General features: G+C 74.4%; 15 protein-coding genes. 9 read left to right on the top strand and 6 right to left on the bottom strand.

The features are described from left to right. The first annotated feature begins 88 nt into the window (after positions 1 to 88). The 5 genes from TK50_RS20945 (at position 89) to TK50_RS20925 (ending at position 6449) form a co-directional block, all read left to right on the top strand. The gene (locus TK50_RS20945; RefSeq protein WP_043966151.1) at positions 89 to 1435 is read left to right on the top strand and encodes an ABC transporter substrate-binding protein; all 1347 of its coding nucleotides are present in this window, start codon (positions 89 to 91) and stop codon (positions 1433 to 1435) included. A 71-nt stretch (positions 1436 to 1506) separates the two neighbouring features. Then, complete coding sequence (locus TK50_RS20940) at positions 1507 to 2556, top strand: carbohydrate ABC transporter permease (RefSeq protein ID WP_043966149.1); 1050 nt, start codon at positions 1507 to 1509, stop codon at positions 2554 to 2556. 1 nt (position 2557) lies between these two features. Continuing rightward, complete coding sequence (locus tag TK50_RS20935) at positions 2558 to 3523, top strand: carbohydrate ABC transporter permease (protein ID WP_043966147.1); 966 nt, start codon at positions 2558 to 2560, stop codon at positions 3521 to 3523. A gap of 61 nt (positions 3524 to 3584) precedes the next feature. Next, positions 3585 to 4673 carry a LacI family DNA-binding transcriptional regulator gene (locus TK50_RS20930; RefSeq protein ID WP_043966145.1) on the top strand — a complete coding sequence of 363 codons (1089 nt, stop codon included), beginning with the start codon at positions 3585 to 3587 and terminating at the stop codon, positions 4671 to 4673. A gap of 99 nt (positions 4674 to 4772) precedes the next feature. Next, positions 4773 to 6449, top strand: a complete 1677-nt coding sequence (locus tag TK50_RS20925; protein WP_043966618.1) for a glycoside hydrolase family 13 protein — start codon at positions 4773 to 4775, stop codon at positions 6447 to 6449. 614 nt (positions 6450 to 7063) lie between these two features. On the opposite strand, the gene TK50_RS20920 is transcribed toward TK50_RS20925, so the two are convergent. From TK50_RS20920 to xylA, 3 genes are read right to left on the bottom strand one after another with little or no spacing between them, the layout of a single operon-like run. Next, positions 7064 to 8488 carry an MFS transporter gene (locus TK50_RS20920; RefSeq protein WP_229406679.1) on the bottom strand — a complete coding sequence of 475 codons (1425 nt, stop codon included), beginning with the start codon at positions 8486 to 8488 and terminating at the stop codon, positions 7064 to 7066. Positions 8489 to 8522: 34 nt separating this feature from the next. Continuing rightward, positions 8523 to 9965, bottom strand: coding sequence for a xylulokinase (gene xylB, locus TK50_RS20915; RefSeq protein WP_043966143.1), 1443 nt, complete (start codon positions 9963 to 9965; stop codon positions 8523 to 8525). Between the two features lie 10 nt (positions 9966 to 9975). Continuing rightward, a complete protein-coding gene (xylA, locus tag TK50_RS20910) occupies positions 9976 to 11163 on the bottom strand; it encodes a xylose isomerase (RefSeq protein ID WP_043966141.1) in 1188 nt (395 codons plus the stop codon). 49 nt (positions 11164 to 11212) lie between these two features. Here xylA and TK50_RS20905 point away from each other — a divergent pair, with 49 nt between their 5' ends. The 3 genes from TK50_RS20905 (at position 11213) to TK50_RS20895 (ending at position 15276) form a co-directional block, all read left to right on the top strand. Continuing rightward, positions 11213 to 12469: an ROK family transcriptional regulator gene (locus TK50_RS20905; RefSeq protein WP_199486107.1), complete on the top strand. Its 1257-nt coding sequence runs from the start codon at positions 11213 to 11215 to the stop codon at positions 12467 to 12469. Positions 12470 to 12592: 123 nt separating this feature from the next. After that, on the top strand, positions 12593 to 14266 hold the full coding sequence (locus tag TK50_RS20900) for a PP2C family protein-serine/threonine phosphatase (protein WP_199486106.1): 1674 nt from the start codon (positions 12593 to 12595) through the stop codon (positions 14264 to 14266). Beyond that, entirely contained in the window at positions 14263 to 15276 is a 1014-nt protein-coding gene (locus tag TK50_RS20895) for a cobalamin B12-binding domain-containing protein (RefSeq protein ID WP_043966136.1), read from the top strand. Before TK50_RS20900 ends, TK50_RS20895 begins: the two co-directional genes overlap by 4 nt. Before the next feature lie 86 nt (positions 15277 to 15362). Here the strand turns inward: TK50_RS20895 and TK50_RS20890 are convergent, their stop codons facing one another. Beyond that, positions 15363 to 16004: a MarR family winged helix-turn-helix transcriptional regulator gene (locus TK50_RS20890; protein WP_144420341.1), complete on the bottom strand. Its 642-nt coding sequence runs from the start codon at positions 16002 to 16004 to the stop codon at positions 15363 to 15365. A 99-nt stretch (positions 16005 to 16103) separates the two neighbouring features. Here TK50_RS20890 and TK50_RS20885 point away from each other — a divergent pair, with 99 nt between their 5' ends. Then, on the top strand, positions 16104 to 17234 hold the full coding sequence (locus TK50_RS20885) for a PP2C family protein-serine/threonine phosphatase (RefSeq protein WP_043966135.1): 1131 nt from the start codon (positions 16104 to 16106) through the stop codon (positions 17232 to 17234). 49 nt (positions 17235 to 17283) lie between these two features. On the opposite strand, the gene TK50_RS20880 is transcribed toward TK50_RS20885, so the two are convergent. Next, on the bottom strand, positions 17284 to 18768 hold the full coding sequence (locus TK50_RS20880; protein ID WP_043966133.1) for a sugar transferase: 1485 nt from the start codon (positions 18766 to 18768) through the stop codon (positions 17284 to 17286). Between the two features lie 228 nt (positions 18769 to 18996). After that, positions 18997 to 20739: a substrate-binding domain-containing protein gene (locus TK50_RS20875; protein WP_043966131.1), complete on the bottom strand. Its 1743-nt coding sequence runs from the start codon at positions 20737 to 20739 to the stop codon at positions 18997 to 18999. Positions 20740 to 20759 lie beyond the last annotated feature (20 nt).

Below are 20759 nucleotides of genomic sequence, written 5' to 3'. Positions count from 1 at the left end.
GCGCTCCAATGCAAGCGCTTACATGTGGTGACGCCCATCGGACCGGCGCCGGTTGAACGCGACCGCGCCGGCAAGGAAGGAGAACGGCATGGCGGTCTTTGCCAGACCACGCCAGGCTCTCGCGGTCGCCGGCGTACTGGGGCTGGCGCTCAGCGTCACTGCCTGTGGCACCGGCGACGACAAGAGCAGCGACAAGGCGGACTCCGCGGAGTGTGCGGCTTACGAGAAGTACCAGGGCAACGACGGCAAGAAGGTCACGATCTACTCGTCGATCCGGGACATCGAGGCCGACCGCCTCGACGAGTCCTGGAAGCAGTTCGAGGACTGCACCGGCATCGAGATCGACCACGAGGGCAGCGGTGAGTTCGAGGCCCAGCTCGGTGTCCGGGTCGACGGCGGCAACGCGCCCGACCTCGCCTTCATCCCGCAGCCGGGTCTGGTCAAGCGGTTCGCCGACGCCGGCAAGCTCAAGGCGGCCAGCGCCGACACCAAGGCGATGGCCGAGCAGAACTACTCGGCCGACTGGCTGAAGTACGGGACCGTCAACGGCCAGTTCTACGGCGCCCCGCTCGGCTCCAACGTGAAGTCCTTCGTGTGGTACTCGCCGAAGACCTTCAAGGAGAAGGGCTGGACCGTCCCCACCACCTGGGACGAGCTGATCGCCCTGAGCGACAAGATCGCGGCGAGCGGCACCAAGCCGTGGTGCGCGGGCATCGAGTCGCAGGACGCGACCGGCTGGCCGGCCACCGACTGGGTCGAGGACATGATGCTGCGGACGCAGACCCCCGAGGTCTACGACCAGTGGACCACCCACGGCATCCCGTTCAACGACCCGAAGGTCGCCGAGGCCGTGGACAAGGCCGGCACCATCCTCAAGAACGAGAAGTACGTCAACGGCGGCTTCGGCGGCGTGAAGAGCATCTCCACCACCTCCTTCCAGGAGGCGGGCACGCCGATCACCACCGGCAAGTGCGCCCTGCACCGGCAGGCGTCCTTCTACGCCAACCAGTGGCCGCAGGGCACCAAGGTGGCCGAGGACGGCGACGTCTTCGCGTTCTACTTCCCGGCCATCGACCCGGCCAAGGGCAAGCCGGTGCTGGGCGGCGGCGAGTTCGTCGCGGCCTTCGCCGACCGTCCCGAGGTCCAGGCCGTGCAGACGTACCTGGCCTCCGGTGAGTACGCCAACAGCCGCGCCAAGATCGGCGACTGGGTGTCGGCCAACAAGCAGCTCGACCTGGCCAACGTGCCGAACCCGGTGGACAAGCTCTCCGTGCAGATCCTGCAGGACCAGAAGAGCGTCTTCCGGTTCGACGGTTCGGACCTGATGCCGGCCGCCGTCGGCACGGGGACGTTCTGGAAGGGCATGATCGACTGGATCAACGGCAAGGACACCGCGACCGTGCTCCAGAGCATCGAGAGCAGCTGGCCGAAGTGATCTGAGGCGGTGGGCCGGTCCGTCGACACGGGCCGGCCCACCGGCCGAGCCGAAACCCCGAAGGAGGGTTGATGGAGTTCGACTTCGCCGACGTGCAGCCGAAGCTCCTCATGTTGTTGTACGGGCTGATCGCGTTCGCCGTGGTCGTCGGGGGCCTGCTGCTGCTCCTCGACGCCGTGCCGTCCTACTTCGCCCGACGCCACGAGGCACAGCTGATCGCCGCCGCGGCGAACGGGGCTCCACTGCCCCGGCGCCGCAAGCCGCGCGAGGGCATGTTCGCGTTCTTCTTCCTGCTGCCAGCGGTGCTGCTGCTCATGATCGGCCTGGTCGTCCCGGCCATCCGCACCACGTTGCTGTCGTTCATGGACGGCGGCAGCCGCAACTGGGTGGGACTCGACAACTACGCCTGGATGTTCTCCGACAGCTCGATCATCCGGGTGCTGATCAACACGCTCGTGTGGGTGCTGCTGGTGCCGCTGGTGGCCACCGCTTTCGGGCTGCTCTACGCGGTCATGGTGGACAAGGCCCGGTTCGAGTCGGTGGCCAAGTCCCTGATCTTCATGCCGATGGCGATCTCGTTCGTCGGCGCGGCGATCATCTGGAAGTTCGTCTACGCCTACCGCGGAGAGGGGCAGGACCAGATCGGCCTGCTCAACCAGATCGTGGTGAGCCTCGGCGGTGAGCCCAAGCAGTGGCTGCTGGAATCGCCGCTGAACACCCTGCTGCTGATCGTGATCATGGTCTGGATCCAGGCCGGCTTCGCCATGGTGGTGCTCTCCGCGGCGATCAAGGCCATCCCGGCCGACATCGTCGAGGCCGCCCGGCTCGACGGGGTCACCCCGTGGCAGATGTTCTGGCAGATCACCATGCCGAGCATCCGCCCGGCGCTGATCGTCGTGGTCGTGACGCTGTCGATCGCCACGCTGAAGGTCTTCGACATCGTCCGGACCGCGACCAACGGCAACTACGACACCAGCGTCATCGCGAACGAGATGTACAACCAGGCGTTCCGGTACGGCCAGAACGGGCAGGGCTCGGCGCTGGCGGTCTTCCTCTTCGTCCTGGTGATCCCGCTCGTGATCTACCAGATCCGCAACCTGCGTCAGCAGCGGGAGGGCTGAGATGACCACCACGACGCCCACGCTCCCCGCCGGGGCACAGGCCACCGGGAAGACCACCACCACCGCCGGCCGGGTCCGCAAGCGGCTCAACAGCCGCACGGCGACGCTGATCTCGATCGTCATCGCGGTGTTCTGGACGATCCCCACCTTCGGCCTGTTCGTCTCCTCGTTCCGGCCGGAGAACGAGATCAAGACCACGGGCTGGTGGACGTTCTTCACCAACCCGCAGTTCACCCTGGAGAACTACCAGGAGGTGCTGTTCGGGCGCTCCTCGTCGTCGGGGCAGTTGGCCAACTACTTCATCAACTCGCTGGCGATCACCATCCCCTCGGTGCTGTTCCCGATCGCGTTCGCGTCGCTGGCGGCGTACGCGCTGGCGTGGATCAACTTCCGGGGCCGGGACTGGGCGTACATCGCGATCTTCGCGTTGCAGATCGTCCCGCTCCAGATGGCGCTGGTGCCGCTGCTGAAGTTCTTCTCCACCGGCGTGACCCTCGGCGGGGTGACCCTCATGCCCGCCTGGGACCTGGTCGACGAGCAGAAGTTCGCGCAGGTGTGGTTCGCACACACCTGCTTCGCGCTGCCGTTCGCCGTCTTCCTGCTGCACAACTTCATCGCGCAGCTCCCCAAGGACCTGATGGAGGCGGCCCGGGTCGACGGGGCGACCCACCCCAAGATCTTCCGCACCATCGTCCTGCCGCTGATCACCCCGGCCCTCGCGGCCTTCGGCATCTTCCAGTTCCTCTGGGTCTGGAACGACCTGCTGGTCGCGCTGATCTTCGCCGGGGGCAGCAGCGAGACCGCCCCGCTGACCGTGCGGCTGGCCGAGATGGCCGGCAGCCGGGGCAACGAGTGGCAGCGGCTGACCTCGGGCGCGTTCGTCTCGATCGTCGTACCGCTGATCGTGTTCCTGTCGCTCCAGCGATACTTCGTGCGCGGCCTGCTCGCCGGCAGCGTCAAGGGCTGACTCGCGACCGCCGCCGCCCGCGTCCCCCGGGCGGCGGCGGTCCGGGCCGGAGCGGGAATCCATGACCAAGATCGATGATGTCGCCCGCCTGGCCGGGGTCTCCACCGCCACCGTCTCGCGGGCCCTGCGCGGCCTGCCGACGGTCTCCGCGGCCACCCGCCGCCGGGTCCTCGCCGCCGCCGAGCAGCTCCAGTACGCGGTCTCGCCGAGCGCGTCGCGGCTCGCCGGCGGGCGGACCGCCACCGTGGCCGTGATCGTCCCCCGGATCACCCGCTGGTTCTTCGGCACCGTGGTCGAGGCCGTCGAGGAGACCCTGCACGAGTCCGGCTACGACCTGCTGCTCTACAACCTCGGCGGCCGGGAACGCACCCGCCAGCGGGTGCTGGGCACCGCCAACCTGCACAAGCGGGTGGACGCCGTGATGCTGGTCGCCACCCCGCTGCGCCGGGCCGAGCTGGCCGCGCTCACCGTGCTGGACCTGCCCGGCGTGACCATCAGCTCCGGCAGCGGGGTGCCCGGCTGGCCCTGCGTACGCATCGACGACGTGGCCGCCGCGCGGACCGCCACCCGACACCTGCTCGACCTGGGCCACCGCCGGATCGCGCACATCTCCGGCGACCCGGACGACGAGCTGGCCTTCACCACCCACCTGGACCGGCGCCGGGGCTACCAGGAGGCGCTGCGCTCCGCCGGCATCGAGCCCGACCCGTGCCTGGACGTCGAGTCGCAGTTCACCATCGACGGCGGCGAGCAGGCCACGATCGAGCTGCTCGCCCGGGGCGAGCCACCGACCGCCATCTTCGCCGCCTGCGACGAGATGGCCATGGGCGCGATGAGCGCGCTGCGCGACGCGGGCCTGCGGGTCCCGCAGGACGTCAGCGTCATCGGCATCGACGACCACGACCTGTCCGGGGTGCTCGGGCTGAGCACGATCGCCCAGCCGGCGGCGGAGCAGGGCCGGCTCGCGGCCCGCATCCTGCTCGACCCGCTCGGCGGCCGGGACCTCCCGCCACCGGCCGGGCCGCTCGTGCCCGGGCCGCTCGTGCCCGGCCCTCGCGGGGTCGGCCCGGCCGGGCCGTCCGCCGCGCCGCTGGTCCTGCCCACCCGCCTCGTGGTACGCGACTCGACCGCCCCGCCCCGGGCGGACTGAAGGCGGGCCGTCCGCCCGGCACCGGGCAGACTGGACGGGTTCGTCCGCGTGCCACCGGGGAACCATGACCGGGACGGCTTCGACACACGGGAGAAGGCCCTGAACACCGACGCGACCCCACAGCAGCAGTCCACCGGCCCCACCACCGACTGGTGGACCGAGGCAGTGATCTACCAGATCTACCCGCGCTCGTTCGCCGACGCGAACGGTGACGGCATCGGCGACCTGCCGGGCATCACCGCCCGCCTCGACCACTTCGTCGAGCTGGGCGTGGACGCGGTCTGGCTGTCGCCGTTCTACCCGTCGCCACAGGCCGACGCCGGGTACGACGTGGCCGACTACCGCGACGTGGACCCGCTGTTCGGGCGGCTCGCCGACGCCGACCGGCTGATCGCCGAGGCGCACGCCCGCCGGCTGCGGGTCATCGTCGACCTCGTGCCCAACCACACGTCGTCGGCGCACCGCTGGTTCACCGCGGCCCTCGCCGCCGCCCCGGGCAGCCCCGAGCGCGCCCGGTACGTCTTCCGCGACGGCCTCGGGCCCGACGGCGACCAGCCGCCCAACGACTGGACCAGCGTCTTCGGCGGCCCCGCGTGGACCCGGGTCACCGAGCCCGACGGCCGGCCCGGCCAGTGGTACCTGCACCTGTTCGACCCCGGGCAGCCCGACCTGAACTGGGACAACCCGGAGGTCCGCGCCGAGTTCCTCGACGTGCTGCGGTTCTGGCTCGACCGGGGCGTCGACGGCTTCCGGGTGGACGTGGCGCACGGCCTGATCAAGCAGGCCGACCTGGCGAACTGGCAGGAGCCGCAGGAGATCCTCTCCGGGAGCGAGGTCGACAAGCCCCGCCCGCCGATGTGGGACCAGGACGGCGTCCACGAGGTCTACCGGGACTGGCGTCGCCTGCTCGACTCGTACGACGGCCAGCGGATCCTGGTCGCCGAGGCGTGGGTGGAGCCGGCCGAGCGGCTGGCCCGCTACGTGCGGCCCGACGAGATGCACCAGGCGTTCAACTTCGAGTACCTCACCGCGTCCTGGACCGCACCCGCCCAGTACGCGGTGATCACCCGCTCGCTGGAGGCCACCGACGCCGTCGGCGCGCCCACCACGTGGGTGCTGTCCAATCACGACGTGGTCCGGCACGCCTCCCGCCTCGGCCTGCCCGTCGGCACCCCCCGCCCGAACGGCATCGGCATCGGCGACCCGCAGCCCGACGCCGCGCTGGGCCTGCGCCGGGCCCGGGCGGCCACCCTGCTGATGCTGGCCCTGCCCGGCTCGGCCTACCTCTACCAGGGCGAGGAGCTGGGCCTGCCGGAGCACATGACGCTCCCCGACGAGGTGCGGCAGGACCCGACCTGGGAGCGCAGCGGGCACACCGAGCGCGGCCGGGACGGCTGCCGGGTGCCGATCCCGTGGGAGGCCGACGCCCCGTCGTACGGCTTCGGGCCGACCGACGCGAGTTGGCTGCCCCAGCCGCCGTCGTGGGCCGAGTACGCGCTCGACCGGCAGCTCGACGTGCCCGGCTCGACGTACGAGCTGTACCGCACCGCGCTGCGGCTGCGCCGCGAGCACGGGCTCGGCCGGGGCAGCCTCTACTGGCTGGCCTCGGGCGACGAGGTGGTGAGCTTCCGCAACGGCGACGTCACCGTGCTGACGAACTTCGGCGCGATGCCGGTGCCGGTGCCGGCCGGGGCGCAGGTGCTGCACGCCAGCGCCCCGCTGCCCGACGACGGCACCGTCGGGCAGGACGTCACCGTCTGGTTCCGCCCCGCCTGATCCCCGCCGCCCCCGCCCCGCCTGGCCCCGCCATGCCTGGCCCGGCCCCGCCATGCCTGGCCCGGCCCCGCCCGGCCCCGCCCGGCTGCGCGCCTTGGCCGCGCCCGGCCTGGCCTGCCGCGCACCGGGTGCTCCGCCGGTGTCGCGGGGCGATCCGGCGGGTGCTCAGGGGCTCTGCCGCCGCATAGGGAGCTGATGTCGTAGATGACTCACCCCCGTTCCGCCCCGCCCCGCCGACCGGTGAGGCGGGGCGGGGCGGGGACGCGCGGCAGGCGGGGCGACCGGGGCAGGAGCAACGGATGGGCGCAGCGGGGCAGGCCAGCGTGCGGCAGCAGACGGGCGGGACTGACAGGGCAGCACGCGCGCAGCAGGCGGACAGAACCGGCAGGGCAGCAGACGGGCAGGGCAACGCGCACAGCAGACGGGCGGGACTGACAGGGCAGCACGCGCACAGCGGGCGGACAAGGGCAGGGGCGTAGCGGGTGGTCGCAGCCGGGGCTGCACGGGCCCCGTGAGTCATCTACGACATCAGCTCCCTATGCGGCGGAGGATCCCTAGCCGGGAGCCCGTCGCGACTGAAGGCGCACGCGCCGGGAGCCCGCCGCGACCGCGTCCTACAGGCGTTCGGCGCGCTCGTGCAGCAGGGTCCGCACGGCGTCGATGTCGCGGGGCGAGGTGCGGGATGCCAACCAGTACATGACGCCCGTCGGCACGAAGAAGAGCTGGAACACGGCCAGCCCGACGGCGTAGTTCAGCGGCGGCGGGAACGCCGCCCGCAGCGCGTGGAAGGCCACCCCGACCAGCCCGTTGCCGGCCGCCCGGCCGACCCCGTTGACCAGGTTGCCGAGGCTGTAGACGGTGCCCCGGTGCTCGGGCGGGTTGACGTCGGCGATGAGGGCGAACCAGTTCGGCGAGTTCGCCGACGTCAGCGCCAGCGCGAAGACGGCGGTGAGCAGGCTCAGCCCGACCGTCGGCTCGGTGACGACGCTGGCCAGCACCGCGCCGACCACCGCGCCGGTGGAACCGCCATCGGGCACGTCGATGCGCAGCGGCACGAAGAACAGGACCAGGTAGAACGGCAGGGCCGCGAGGATGCCCACCGCCGCGACCAGCGCCCGGCCCCGGGGGGTACGCCGCTGCACGGCGTCGCCCACCAGGCCGCCGACGATGGAAAGCACCCCGCCGAGCTGGAACAGGGTGGCGAAGACGCTGCCGACCACGACGGCCGTCGCCGCCGAGTAGCCCTGGGCCTGCGCCCGCTGGGCGAACAGCACCGGCAGCCAGACCAGCGACCCGAAGGCCGCCTGGGCGGTCAGCCCCTGCAGGACCAGCCAGCGGTTCGTCCGCCGGGCCAGGATGCCCGGCAGGTCGGCGCGGGTGATCCGGTAGTCGTACTCCGCGCCGCCGGCCAGCGCTCCGGCAAGCTCCGGCTCGCTCTGCCCGCGCCGGATGTCGTACGTGAACAGGTACGCCGCCGTCGCCGCCAGCCCGACCACGGTGAGCAGCCAGAACGGCCGCCGCCAGTCGGCGGCCCCGAGCAGGCCGCCGACGAGCGTCCCGGCCAGGGTGCCGACGCCCTGGGACAGCCCCCAGAAGCTCATCACCAGCCCCCGGCGGCGCGGCGAGATGAGGTCGGTGACCACGGAGAAGCCGACCGAACCGACCGCGCCGAGGCCGACCGCCGCGACGAGTTGGGCGGCCAGGAACGCCGGGTAGCCCTGCGCCAGCGCGCTGCCGCCGGTGCCGGCCGCCCAGACCAGGGTGCCGACCATCAGCAGCGGCTTGCGGTCGGTGCGGTCGCCGACGTACGCCCAACCGACGGCGGCGACCGCGCTGACCAGGAAGCTGACGGCGGTGACCAGCCCGAGCAGGCGCTGGGACACGCCGAGCGAGCCGGAGATCGGGCCGTACAGCGGCGGGACGAGGCCGATCGCCACGTTGTCCAGCGAGGCGAGCAGCACGAACACCAGCACGCTGTACGACCGGTGCGCCGCGCCGCCGCCCCAGCCCCGCCGCCGTACCACCGACCGACCCGTCACCGACCCAGCATGCCCGCTGCCGGGTCGGCCCCCGTCAGGCGGGGCGGTCGAGCACCCGGTCGCGGGCCGCCGCGTACCGTTCGCGGACGGCCGCGACGCCGTCGGCCGCGTACTCTTGGGTGCCGGCCGGCGACCAGTCGGGCGCGGCCTGCCCGCCCAGGGCCAGCCAGGCCGCCTGGCGGGCGGCCCCGTCGGCCACGTACTCCCCCGGCGGCGGCACGACCACCGGGCGGCCGAAGACCTGCGGCGCGATGCGGCGCACCGCCGCCGACCGGGCCCCGCCGCCGACCAGGATCACCCGCTCGGCCCGGCAGCCCTGCGCGGTCAGCGCGTCGAGGCCGTCGGCGAGCGCGCAGAGCATCCCCTCGACCGCGGCGCGGGCCAGGTGCGCCGGGGTGGAGGTGCGCAGGGTGAGCCCGTGCACCGACCCGGTGGCCGACGGCCGGTTCGGGGTCCGCTCCCCCTCCAGGTAGGGGACCATCACCAGGCCGTCCGCGCCGGGCGGGGCGGACAGGGCAAGGTCGGACAGGGTGTCGAGGTCGACCCCGAGCATGGTGGCCGCCGCGTCGAGCACCCGGGCCGCGTTGAGCGTGCAGACCAGGGGGAGATAGCGGCCGGTCACGTCGGCGAACCCGGCGACGGTGCCGGTCGGGTCGGCCGTCGGCGCGTCGGCGACGCTGAACACGGTGCCGGAGGTGCCGATGGAGACGACCACGTCGCCGGGGCGGGCCCCGACGCCGAACGCGGCGGCGGCGTTGTCGCCGGCCCCCGGCCCGAGCAGCGCCCCGCCGGGCCCCCCGCCGGCGGCGAGCGCCGCCGGGTCGAGGGCCCCGGCGGTCTGGGTCGGCCCGAGCACGACGGGCACCTCCAGCCGCCGGCCGAAGGCGCGTTCGAGCAGGTCGAACCGGTATTCGCCGGTGGCCGGCGACCAGTAGCCGGTGCCGCTGGCGTCGCTGCGGTCGGTGCGCAGCGCGTCCAGGCCGGGCGCGCCGGCCAGCCGCCAGGTCAGCCAGTCATGCGGCAGGCAGACGGCGGCGACCCGGTCGGCGTTGGCCGGCTCGTGCCGGGCCAGCCAGCGCAGCTTGGTGGCGGTGAAGCTGGCCACCGGGACGACACCGACGGCGTCGGCCCAGAACCGCCCGCCGGCCTCGCCGCCGCCGGCCTCCTCGATCAGGTCGGCGGCGGCACCGGCGGAGCGGGTGTCGTTCCACAGCAGCGCCGGGCGGACCACCTCGCCCGACGCGTCGAGGCAGACCATGCCGTGCTGCTGACCGGCGACGGAGACGGCGGCGACGTCGGCCAGGCCGCCGGCCTGCGCCACGGCGGCCTCCAGCGCCGCCCACCAGGCCGCCGGGTCGACCTCGGTGCCGTCGGGGTGGGCGGCGCGGCCGGAGCGCACCAGCGCCCCGGTCTCCGCGTCGCGGATCACCAGCTTGCAGGACTGGGTGGACGAGTCGAACCCGGCGACCAGGGGCATGGCGGCGGCCTCAGCGAGCGCCGAGCAGGTGCTCGACGGCCAGCTGGTTGAGCCGGACGAAGTGGAAGCCCCGCGCGGCGGCGGCGTCGACGTCGTACTCCTCGAAGGCGGAGCGGTCGGCCAGCAGCCCGGCGTAGCCCTCGCCGTCGGCGACGGTCGGGATGGCCAGGTCGCCGACGCGGCTCGCGGCGAGGGCCTCGGCCACCTCCGGGTCGGCCCGGAACGCCGCGGCCCGCTCCTTGAGCAGCAGGTAGGTGCGCATGTTCGCCTCGGCCGAGGCCCACACGCCGGTGAAGTCCTCGGTGCGCGAGGGCTTGTAGTCGAAGTGGCGGGGGCCATCGTAGGCCGGCCCGCCGTCGGGGCCGCCGTTCTCCAGCAGGTCCACCAGGGCGAACGCGTTCATCAGGTCGCCGTGGCCGAAGACCAGGTCCTGGTCGTACTTGATGCCGCGCTGGCCGTTGAGGTCGAGGTGGAACAGCTTGCCCTGCCAGAGCGCCTGGGCGATGCCGTGGGCGTAGTTGAGCCCGGCCATCTGCTCGTGGCCGACCTCGGGGTTGAGGCCGACCATCTCGGGGCGGGCCAGGGTGGAGATGAACGCCAGCGCGTGGCCGACGGTGGGCAGCAGGATGTCGCCGCGCGGCTCGTTCGGCTTCGGCTCGATGGCGAAGCGCAGGTCGTAGCCGCGGTCGACGACGTACTCGCAGAGCAGGTCGACGCCCTCGCGGTAGCGGTCCAGCGCCGCGCGGATGTCCTTGGCCAGGTCGTACTCGGAGCCCTCCCGGCCGCCCCACATGACGTACGTCTTGGCACCGAGCTCGGCGGCGAGGTCGATGTTGCGCAGCACCTTGCGCAGCGCGTACCGCCGCACGTCGCGGTCGTTGCTGGTGAAGCCGCCGTCCTTGAACACCGGGTGGGTGAACAGGTTGGTGGTGACCATCGGCACGACCAGGCCGGTCTCGTCGAGGGCCTTGCGGAACCGGGCGATCTGGGCGTCGCGGGCGGCGGAGTCCGCGCCGAACGGGATCAGGTCGTCGTCGTGGAAGGTGATCCCGTACGCGCCCAGCTCGGCGAGCTTGTGCACGGCCTCGACGGCGTCCAGCTCACCGCGGGTGGCGTCGCCGAACGGGTCGCGGGCCTGCCAGCCCACCGTCCAGAGGCCGAAGGAGAATTTGTCGGCGGGGGTGGGACGGGGTGCCATGGCAGACCTCCGGTAGCTATTTGTTCAGTGGTTGAATTATTTGGCGGGCATGTGGCACTGTCAAGGGGTGACCCGCCCCGCCCCTGTCCCCGGGGCGGTCCGCCAGGGCAGCCTGCGCGAGCTGAACCTCGCCGTGGTGCTCGGCCGGATCGCCGCCGCGCCCCGCCCACCGTCGCGGGCCGACGTGGCCGCCTCGACCGGCCTCACCCGGGCCACCGTCTCGGCCGTCGTCGACGACCTCATCGCCGGCCGGCTGGTCGCCGAGTCGGAGCCCGCGCCGCGCGCCGGGGCCGGCCGGCCGGCGCGCGGGCTGGTGCTGGCCGGGTCCGGCCCGGCCGGCCTCGGGCTGGAGATCAACGTCGACTACCTGGCCGCCTGCGTGGTCGACCTGGCCGGCGAGGTCCGGCACCACACGGTGCGCCGGGCCGACCTGCGCCCGGTCTCCCCCGCCGACGCCCTCGCCCGGCTCGTCACGCTGGCCGCCGAGGCGCGGGCCGACGCCGAGGGGCAGGGTCTCACCCTGGCCGGGGTGGCCCTCGCCGTGCCCGGCCTGGTCGGCGACGCCGGGCTGGTCCGGCTCGCCCCGAACCTCGGCTGGCGGGACGTGGCCGTGCCCGAGCTGCTGGCCGACCACCCGCCGCTGGCCGGTCCGGTGCCCGGGGTCCCGCCGCTGGTCGTCGACAACGAGGCCAACCTGGCCGCCGTGGGCGAGCTGCACGCCGACCCGACCGGGCCGGCGAGCTTCCTGCACGTCTCCGGCGAGGTGGGCATCGGTGCCGGGATCGTCCTCGACGGCGCGCTGTTCCGGGGGGTACGCGGGTGGAGCGGCGAGATCGGTCACATCCCCGTCCAGCCGCAGGGGCGGCCCTGCCGCTGCGGCGGCCGGGGCTGCCTGGAGCAGTACGCGGGCCAGGAGGCCGTGCTCGCCGCCGCCGGGCTGGACCGGGCGGACCTGCCGGCGGACACCGCCGCCGCGCGGCTGGCCGACCTCGCCGCCGCCGGCCATCCCGCCGCCCTGGCGGCGCTGGCCGAGGCGGGGCAGGCCCTCGGGGTCGCGGTGGCGGGCGTGGTGAACCTGCTGGACCTGGACACCGTGGTCCTCGGGGGCGGCTACGCGCTCCTCACCCCCTGGCTGCGGCCGGCGGTGCTGGCCGAGGTGTCCCGGCGGGTGCTCACCGCCGGCTGGGCGCCGGTCACCGTACGCCCGTCGACGCTCGGCCCCGAGGCCGCCGTCGTCGGCGCGGCCGGCTCGGTCGTCCGCCGGATCGTCGCCGAACCGGTCGGCTGGCTGACCCGACAGGGCTGACCTCCCCTTCCGCTCGATGGGCGACCGTCGGAGCCCCTCGGTACCCTTGCCCGAAGGCAAGTTCTCGGCAGCGGAGGAGCGCACGACCAGCATGCACACAGCGCCTCCGACCGGCGCCCGGCCGTGACGACCATCCGACGGGGCGGTCTCGCCGGGCCGGTCAGCGGCGGCGGGCAGGCGTCCCGCCCGACGCACCGACGCACCGCCGAGCCCCCGCTGCCGGCCGACACCGGCCTGGCCCGGGAGCTGCTGGACGGGCTCGCCGAGGCGGTCGTCACCACCGACCACGCCGGCGTGGTCACCCTGCTCAACGCGATGGCGGGCGAGCTGCTGCCGGAGCTCGCGCCGGGCGGCGAGCTGGCCGGGTGCGCGGTGCCCGCGCTGGCCGGGGCGGCGGCGGCCGGCGCGGACACGTTCGACGCCGAGCACCACGGCCGGCGGTTGCACGGCGTCCGCCGCGCGCTGCGGGGCGGCCGGTTCGCCTGGTACGTGCGCGACGTCACCGAGGAGCGCGCCCGCACCGACGCCCTGCTGGCCGAGCGGTCGCGCACCACGTTCCTGGCCCAGGCCGGCAGCCGGCTCGGGCTCTCCCTGCACCGCGAGCAGACCCTGCGGGCCGCGGCCACCCTCCCGGTGCCGTATTTGGCCGACGCGGCGCTGGTCGTGCACCGCCCGCCACCCCCGGCCGAGGACGCCCCGCACTGGCTCCGGTACGCCGAGGGCGACCGGGGCCCGACGGCCGGGGTCACGCCGGCGGGCCTGCCCCTGGCGGTGCCCGGCCTCGCCGAGGCGCTCGCCGGTGACCACGCCGAGCCGAGCCCCTGGCTCGACGCCGAGCTGGCCGACCTCGGTGCCGTGCTGCCGGCGGGCTTCGGGCGGCCCGGCACCGTCCTCGTCAGCCCGATGCTCGGCGCGGCCGGCGCCGCCGGGGCGCTGGTGCTCATCCGGCGGGCCGGGCGACCCGGCTTCGACGCCCGGGAGATCGAGCTGGCCCGGGAGTTCGCGGCGCGGGCCGGTGCCGCCCTGGCCACCGCCGAGCTCTACGGCGAGCAGGCCCACCTGGCGCGGGTGCTGCAGCACAGCCTCCTGCCGCCCGAGCTGCCCACGATCGGCGGCGTCACCCTCGCCGGCGGCTACCGGGCGGCCGGTGACAGCCTGCGCATCGGCGGGGACTTCTACGAGGTCTTCCCCACCGCCGACGGCGCGCTGTTCGCCCTCGGCGACGTCTGCGGCAAGGGCGTCGGGGCGGCCGTGCTCACCGGTCGCGTCCGCCAGTCCCTCCAGACGCTGCGCCTGGTCGAGCAGCGCCCGCTGGAGCTGATGCGGCTGCTCAACCGGGCCCTGTTCGACGCGCCGGACGCCGCCCGGCGCAACCAGTTCACCACCGTCCTACTCGGCACCCTCACGCCCCGGTCCGACGGGGGTCTGCTGGTCCGCGTCGCGGGCGGCGGCCACCCGTCGCCGCTGGTCGTCCGGGCCGACGGCGCCGTCGAGCAGGTCCGGGTCGGTGGCATGCCGATCGGGGCGCTCGCCGCCCCCCGGTTCGCCGAGACGGAGGTCGGCCTCGCCCCCGGCGAGGTGCTACTCGCCTACACCGACGGGGTGACCGAGGCCCGGGGCGGCGCGGGCGAGGTCGACATGTTCGGCGACGAGCGGCTGCGCCGGGCGGTCGCGTCGGGGGCGGGGCTGCCGCCCGCCGCCCTGGTCGACCGGGTGCTCCAGCTCGTCGACGAGTGGCTCGACGGGCAGGCCCACGACGACATCGCGATGCTCGCCGTGCGGGCGGGCGGCCGGTGACGACCGCGTCTCCCGTCGCCGCCGGGCCGGGGGCGGCGGCGGTCGAGGCGTACCTCGCCTGCCTGGACGCCGCCGACCACCCGGCGGCCGTCGAACTCGCCCTCGACCTGCTCGACGCCGGGGCCAGCGTCGCGGACGTCCTGGTGGACGTGGTGGCCGTGGCGCAGCGGGAGATCGGCCTGCGCTGGTCGGCCGGGCGGTGGAGCGTCGCCCAGGAGCACGCCGCCACGCACGTCAGCGAGCTGGTCGTCGCCGCCGTGGGCGCGCGGACCACCGGCCGGCCGGCGCGCGGCCACGTGGTGCTGGCCTGCGTCGAGGGCGAGTGGCACGCGCTGGCCGCCCGCATCGTCGCCGAGGTGGTCCGCGCCGCGGGCTGGCGGGTGACCTTCCTCGGCGCCAGCGTCCCCGCCCGCCACCTGGTCTCCTACCTGCACCAGACCGGGCCGGACGCGGTGCTGCTGAGCTGCGTGCAGCCGAGCCGGTTGGTCCGGGCCGGGCGCACGATCGAGGCGTGCCGCTCGGCCGGGGTCCCGGTGGTCGCCGGCGGCCCGGGGTTCGGCCCCGACGGCCGGTGGGCCGCCGCCGTGGGGGCGGCGGCGTGGGGCGCGTCCGCCCGCGACGCGGCCCGGCTGCTGGAGACGGACCTCTTCGCCGGGCACACCGGCCCGCCGCCCGCGGCGGGCGGCGACGAGTACGCCGCGGTGCTGCGCCGGCGGCGCGACGTCGTGCAGTTCGCCCTGCGCGCGGTGGCCCCGCCCGAGGCGGAGGCCGACCAGTTCGCCGCCGCCGTCGGGCACCTCGTGGACGCGCTCGCCGCCGCGATCCGGGTCGGCGATCCGCAGCTCCTGCTCGACCACACGACGTGGCAGGCCGGCGTGCTGGCGGCTCGGGGCGCGGGCCGCGAGCCGCTGCTGGACGCCGTGCTGGCGGCCTGCGGCACCGTCCTGGCCGACCACCCCCGCGCGTGCGAGCACCTGCGGGCGGCGGCGCAAGGAAGGGCCCCCTGTTAACGCCTTCTGTATAGGAAGGGCCCCTCCCAACACCTGCCGTGCCGCGAGAGGCACGCCGCGCCGGGCTGCCGTCAGGCGGTGCGGGGTCAGGCGGTGCGGGCCACCTGCGGGTCGCCGGCCGACCAGCCGCCGCCCGCGGTGCCGTCGCCGGGCCAGCCGCCCGGGGCCGAGTCCGTCGCCGGTCGGCCGCGCGGCACGCCCCCGGTCGCCCACCCGGCCGGGTGTTCCCCCGCCGGCCAGCCCTGTCCGGGCGGCGGAGCCCACTCGTCCGGCCGGGCCTCGGCGGCTAACTCCGCCGTCGGCGGCTCCGGCGGGTGCCGCAGCCGGGCGACCTCGTCGAACTCCTGGAGCCCGCCGAGCAGGGCCTGCCGCCCCTCGGGGGTCATCCCGGACAGGATCGCCGCCAGCCGCTGCCGGCGGTCGGCCCGCAGCTCGGCGAGGAGCTTCTCGGCCTCCTGGGTGAGGTGCAGGGAGATCTCCCGCCGGTCGGACCGGCCCGGCTCGCGCTCCAGCATGCCCGCCGCCACGAGCCGGTCGCAGAGCCGGCTGGCCGAGGAGAGCAGCATGTCGAGCAGCGTGGCCAGCCGACGCAGGTTGATCCCGTCGTGCTGCTCGACCACCATGACGGCGCGCAGTTGCGCCCCGGAGAGCCGGCTGGTGGTGCGCTCGCGCGCCGCCTCGAAGACCGTGAGCAGGGTGCCGGCCGCCGCGTCGAGGGCGGCGGCCATACTCGCTTCTGGTCCGTGCGGACCGTGTTCTTCGGTCATGTTGGGCAAGAGACTACCCGGCGTCCCTGGTCGCCGGCCCCTCCGAACAGAGGAGTGACGATGAGCGGTGCGGAAGACCGGGCCCGTCGTACCCTGACCGAGGCGCCCGCCGACCTGCTGGTCGACCGGCTCGCCGGGGAACTCCTGCGGTCGTACGGGATCACGGAGGTCGAACTCTTCCAGGTCGACTACCGCCTCTCGGCACTGCTGCCGCTCACCGAGGGTGAACCGATCGAGGGCCCGGGGCACCCCGCCTGGCGCTGCTTCGACCACCAGGAGCCGATCGTCACCGAGCGGACCGGTTACCTCCCGGTCAGCATGCGCGGCGACCGGCGGGGGGTGCTCCGGGTGTCGCCGGTGCCCGGCGATCCGGCCGCCGTGGGCGAGCTGCTCGGGGTGGCCACCGCGCTGGGCCACGAGCTGGTCGCCGTGAACGAGGGCACGGACGTCTACCGGGCCGCCCGCCGCAGCCGCCGGCTCACCCTCGCCGCCGAGATGCAGTGGGAGCTGCTGCCCGGGCGCAGCCGGATCCGCCCGTCCTTCAGCCTCGCCGGCCAGCTCGAACCGGCGTACGCGGTGCGGGGCGACAGCTTCGACTGGTCCGACGACGGGCACCGGCTGTGGCTGTCGACGATCAACGGGATGGGCGAGGGGGTGCAGGCCTCCGTGCTGACCGCCCTGGCCACGCACGCCCTGCGCAACGCCCGCCGGGCGGGGCTGGGCCTGGCCGACCAGGCCGCCCTCGCCGACCAGGCCGTGTACGCGCTGCACCGGGGCGAGCAGCACGTCTCGGCGCTGCTGCTGGAGCTGGACCTGGCCGGCGGCGTGATGACGGTGGTCGACGCGGGCTCGCCCCGGCTGGTGCTGCTGCGCGGCGGGGAGGTCGTGGAGCAGCCGCTGGAGGCGCAGTTCCCGCTCGGCATGTTCGACGGCACCGACTACCGGGAGCAGCAGTTCACGCTGCGCCGCGGCGACCGGCTCTTCGTGCTCAGCGACGGCGTGGTCGAGGCGACCGGGCAGAACGTCCGGTACGGCGAGACCGCGCTGGACCGGTTCCTGCGCCGGACCGGCCCGATGGAGCCGCTGGACGCGGTGCGGTCGCTGATCGGCGACCTGCGGGCGTTCGTCGCCGGTGACCTGGTCGACGACGCGGTGGTGGTCTGCCTCGACTGGACGGGCCCGCAGCCCTGACCGGCCCGGTGTCCGGGTCGGCGCGACGCCGGCCCGGGACACCCACCGGTCAGTACGCGCCCCGGCTGCGCACGACCGCGCCGAAGGTCTTCCAGAGGATGGTCAGGTCGGCGGCGAGCGACCAGTTCTCCACGTAGTAGAGGTCGAGCCGGATGCCGTCCTCCCAGCTCAGGTCGGACCGGCCGCTGACCTGCCAGAGGCCGGTCATCCCGGGCTTGACCAGCAGCCGCCGGGCCACGTCGCCGTCGTAGCGGGCCACCTCGGAGGGCAGCGGCGGGCGCGGGCCGACCAGGCTCATCTGCCCGAGCAGCACGTTGGCGAGCTGGGGCAGCTCGTCGAGCGACCACTTGCGCAGCACCCGGCCGACCCGGGTCACCCGGGGGTCGTCGCGCATCTTGAACATGAGGCCGTCGGTCTCGTTGCGGGTGGTCAGCTCGGCGAGCAGGGCGTCGGCGTTGACCACCATCGTGCGGAACTTGAACACCCCGAACTCGCGGCCGCCCTGGCCGACCCGGATCTGCCGGAACAGCACCGGCCCCCGGTTGTCGAGCTTGATCGCCAGGGCGATCACGGCCAGCAGCGGCAGCAGCAGGGCCAGCGCCACGGCGGCGGCGGACCGGTCGACGAAGCCCTTGACCAGCTTGCGGGCCCCCCGGAACTCGGGGGCCTCCACGTGGATCAGGGGCAGGCCGGCGACCGGCCGGGTGTGGATGCGGGGGCCGGCCACGTCGGTGAGCGCGGGCGCGACGACCAGGTCGACGCCGGTGCCCTCCAGCTGCCAGCCGAGCCGCCGCAGCCGGGTCGCGGTCAGCTCGCCGGAGGCGGTGACGGCCACGGTGTCCGCGCCGATCGCGGTGGCCGCCTCGGGGATGCCCCGGAACGAGCCGACGACCGGCACGTCGCCGAGCCGCTGCGGTACCGGCGCGAGCAGCGCGTCCGGGATGCAGGCCCCCACCACGTGGTAGCCGGCGTACGGCTCGCGGCGCAGCTGGTGGACCAGCTCCAGCACGTGCGCGGTGTCGCCGACCACCAGGACCTTGCGGGACCAGCCGCGCCCCCGGGACCGGGCCCGGTGCAGCCGCTTGCGGGCGGCGAACCGGGCCACTTCCAGGCCCAGCATGCCGACGGCGAACGAGATGGCCAGGAAGCCCCGGGAGACGCCGACGTCGGCGATGTAGCCGGCGATGGCGGTGCCGCCCGCGAGGCGCAGGCTGGCGCTGCCGACCCGCCGGTACTCGTCGGCGCCGTAGCCCAGCACCCGGTCGTCGTAGCAGCGCAGGACCTTGAGCGAGAGCAGCCACGTGAGCAGCAGCACGGGGGCCACCACGACGTACGGGATCTTCGAGCCCACCGGCTCCTCGTCGCCGAATCGGGCGACGTAGCCGATCAGCACCGCGACCGCCAGGACGGCGGTGTCCAGCACCACCAGCATGCGAACGTACGCCCGCTCGTCGACGCGGGCCACGGGCCCGCCCCGGTCAGCCCCAGGCCGCGGCGGCGTCCTGGTGGCGGTCAACAGCGTCGCCGACGTCACCGGCCCTCCCCACTCTGCTGAGAAAGGCCCCGGTCGTTGCTCGGTCTCCCCAACGGGACCGACGGCGCCGGAGCACCTCGACATCTTCTCTTAACAACTATGGCCACCAACTACTTCGGACGTATTGCCGTCAGTTTGCTGGCGGACCGGTGCGGCAGGCGGCTTGGCGCAACGGTTTCCCGCGCGGCAAGCCACCGTCGCTGATTCGGGACTCAGTATGGTGCACGGTCAGCGAGGCGCGTTCGGGCGGAGCGCGATCGCCTTGAGGAAGATGTCACCGATCTTGGTCGGATCCTCGGTGACGAAGTTGCCGCCGCCGGTGACCTTGGTGATCGACTCCAGCTCGGACTTGCTGACGTCGTTGCCGATGCCGATGATCACGACCTGCACCGGCCGGTCCGGGTCGGCGATCCGCTTCAGCTCGGCGAGCAGCTTCTGCTGGGAGATGCCGTTGGCGTCCTCGTTCTTGCCGTCGGTGAACAGCACGATCGAGTTGACCCGCCCCGGCTCCCAGTCCTCCTGCACCGCCTTGTAGGCGGCCAGCATCGTGTCGTACAGGCCGGTGTCGCCGCTGGAGGGCCGGATCGTGGCCAGCCCCTGCTCCAGTCGGCTGCGGTTGCTGGACAGCGGGTTGATCGGCACCAGTTCCCGGTAGTCGAGGCTGCCGACCAGCTCGGTGGAGAAGGTCCACAGCCCGATCGACCAGGAGTCGTCGAAGAGGTTCAGGCCCCGGCTGGCCGCCGCGACCGTCACCTGCTCCCGGGTGGCGTTGTTGGCGCTGGGCACCGGCTGCTTCATCGACCCGGAGACGTCGATGACGCAGAGCATGCGCCCGGACTGGGTGGCGATGGACCAGCTGGAGACGGCGCGCTCTATCGCGACGGGGTCCAGGCCCCCCGCGCCGTTGCCACCCGGCGCCGGCGCGGTCGCCGCCCCACCAGCCGGGCTCGGCGCGCCCTGCGGGGCCTTGAAGCCGTCGCCCCAGTTGCCGTCCGGCGCGCGCAGCGACCGCTCCGCCAGCCGGTTGCGGAAGCCCGGCGTGGTGAGCACCTCGAACAGCACCTTCGCGGCGGCCTGCTTCGCCGGCTCGATGCCCGGCAGCACTGCGTACGGGTAGTCCAGCGGCATCGGCGACGGCTCCAGGTAGAGCGCCGCCAGCGGGATCGGCGGCTTCCGCTCGTTGTACGCCATCACGTCCTCCTCCGACAGCGCGGCGGCGCCGAGGCCGGAGGCGATCGCCGTCGGGTCGGAGGAACGCGGGAACCGGGCCAGCAGGTCCTCGCGCAGCGCGGAACGGCCGGTGGCCAGCGCCCGCAAGGCCCCCGTGGTGGCCTGCTGCGCGTCGCCGCCCGCCCCGCTCGCGGCGGCGGTCAGCGACAGCAACCCCGACAGTCCGGCCGCGTCCTGGGTCGGCTCGACGATCCCGGCGCGGATCGGCTTGCTGCTGCTCACCTGGCGCAGCAGGTCGGTCCAGGTCAGCTTCTTCTCCGGCCAGCCGAACCGGGTCTCGGCGACCGGCTCGGGCACCGCCACCACCACCGGGCTGCGGGCGATGGACGCGCCGTTGCCCGGGGCGAACGCGGTGGCCCCGGCGTTCTTCAGCCGCAGCAGCCAGGTCGAGGAGTCCGGCACCCAGACGTCCGGGGTGACCGCCGTGCCACTGGCCTGGCCGACGCCGGCCAGCTGCACCCCGTGCTTGCCGGCCACCGCGGCGGCGACGTCCACCGGCTCGGACTCGGAGACGTTCACGGCGATGCAGGTGCCGCCGACCGCCGCCCCGTCGGCCATCCACTGGGCCGCGGCGGCCTGCACGGCCGGGGCCAGCTCGGGGGCCGCCGCCACCGCCAGCTGGACCTGCCCCGAACAGGCGGGCTGGACCAGCTCCCGGTAGCCGAACCAGGCACCCGCGATGACGACGACGAGCGCCGTCGCCGACGCGACTGCGCCTGCTCCGCGGATACCTGACTGCATGCGATGGCGGCCTGACACGG

The organism is Micromonospora haikouensis, from assembly GCF_000876225.1.
GTDB lineage: Bacteria > Actinomycetota > Actinomycetes > Mycobacteriales > Micromonosporaceae > Micromonospora > Micromonospora haikouensis.
The sequence above is the reverse complement of the archived record's forward strand: the minus strand, read 5'-3'. Positions and strand labels throughout refer to the sequence as shown.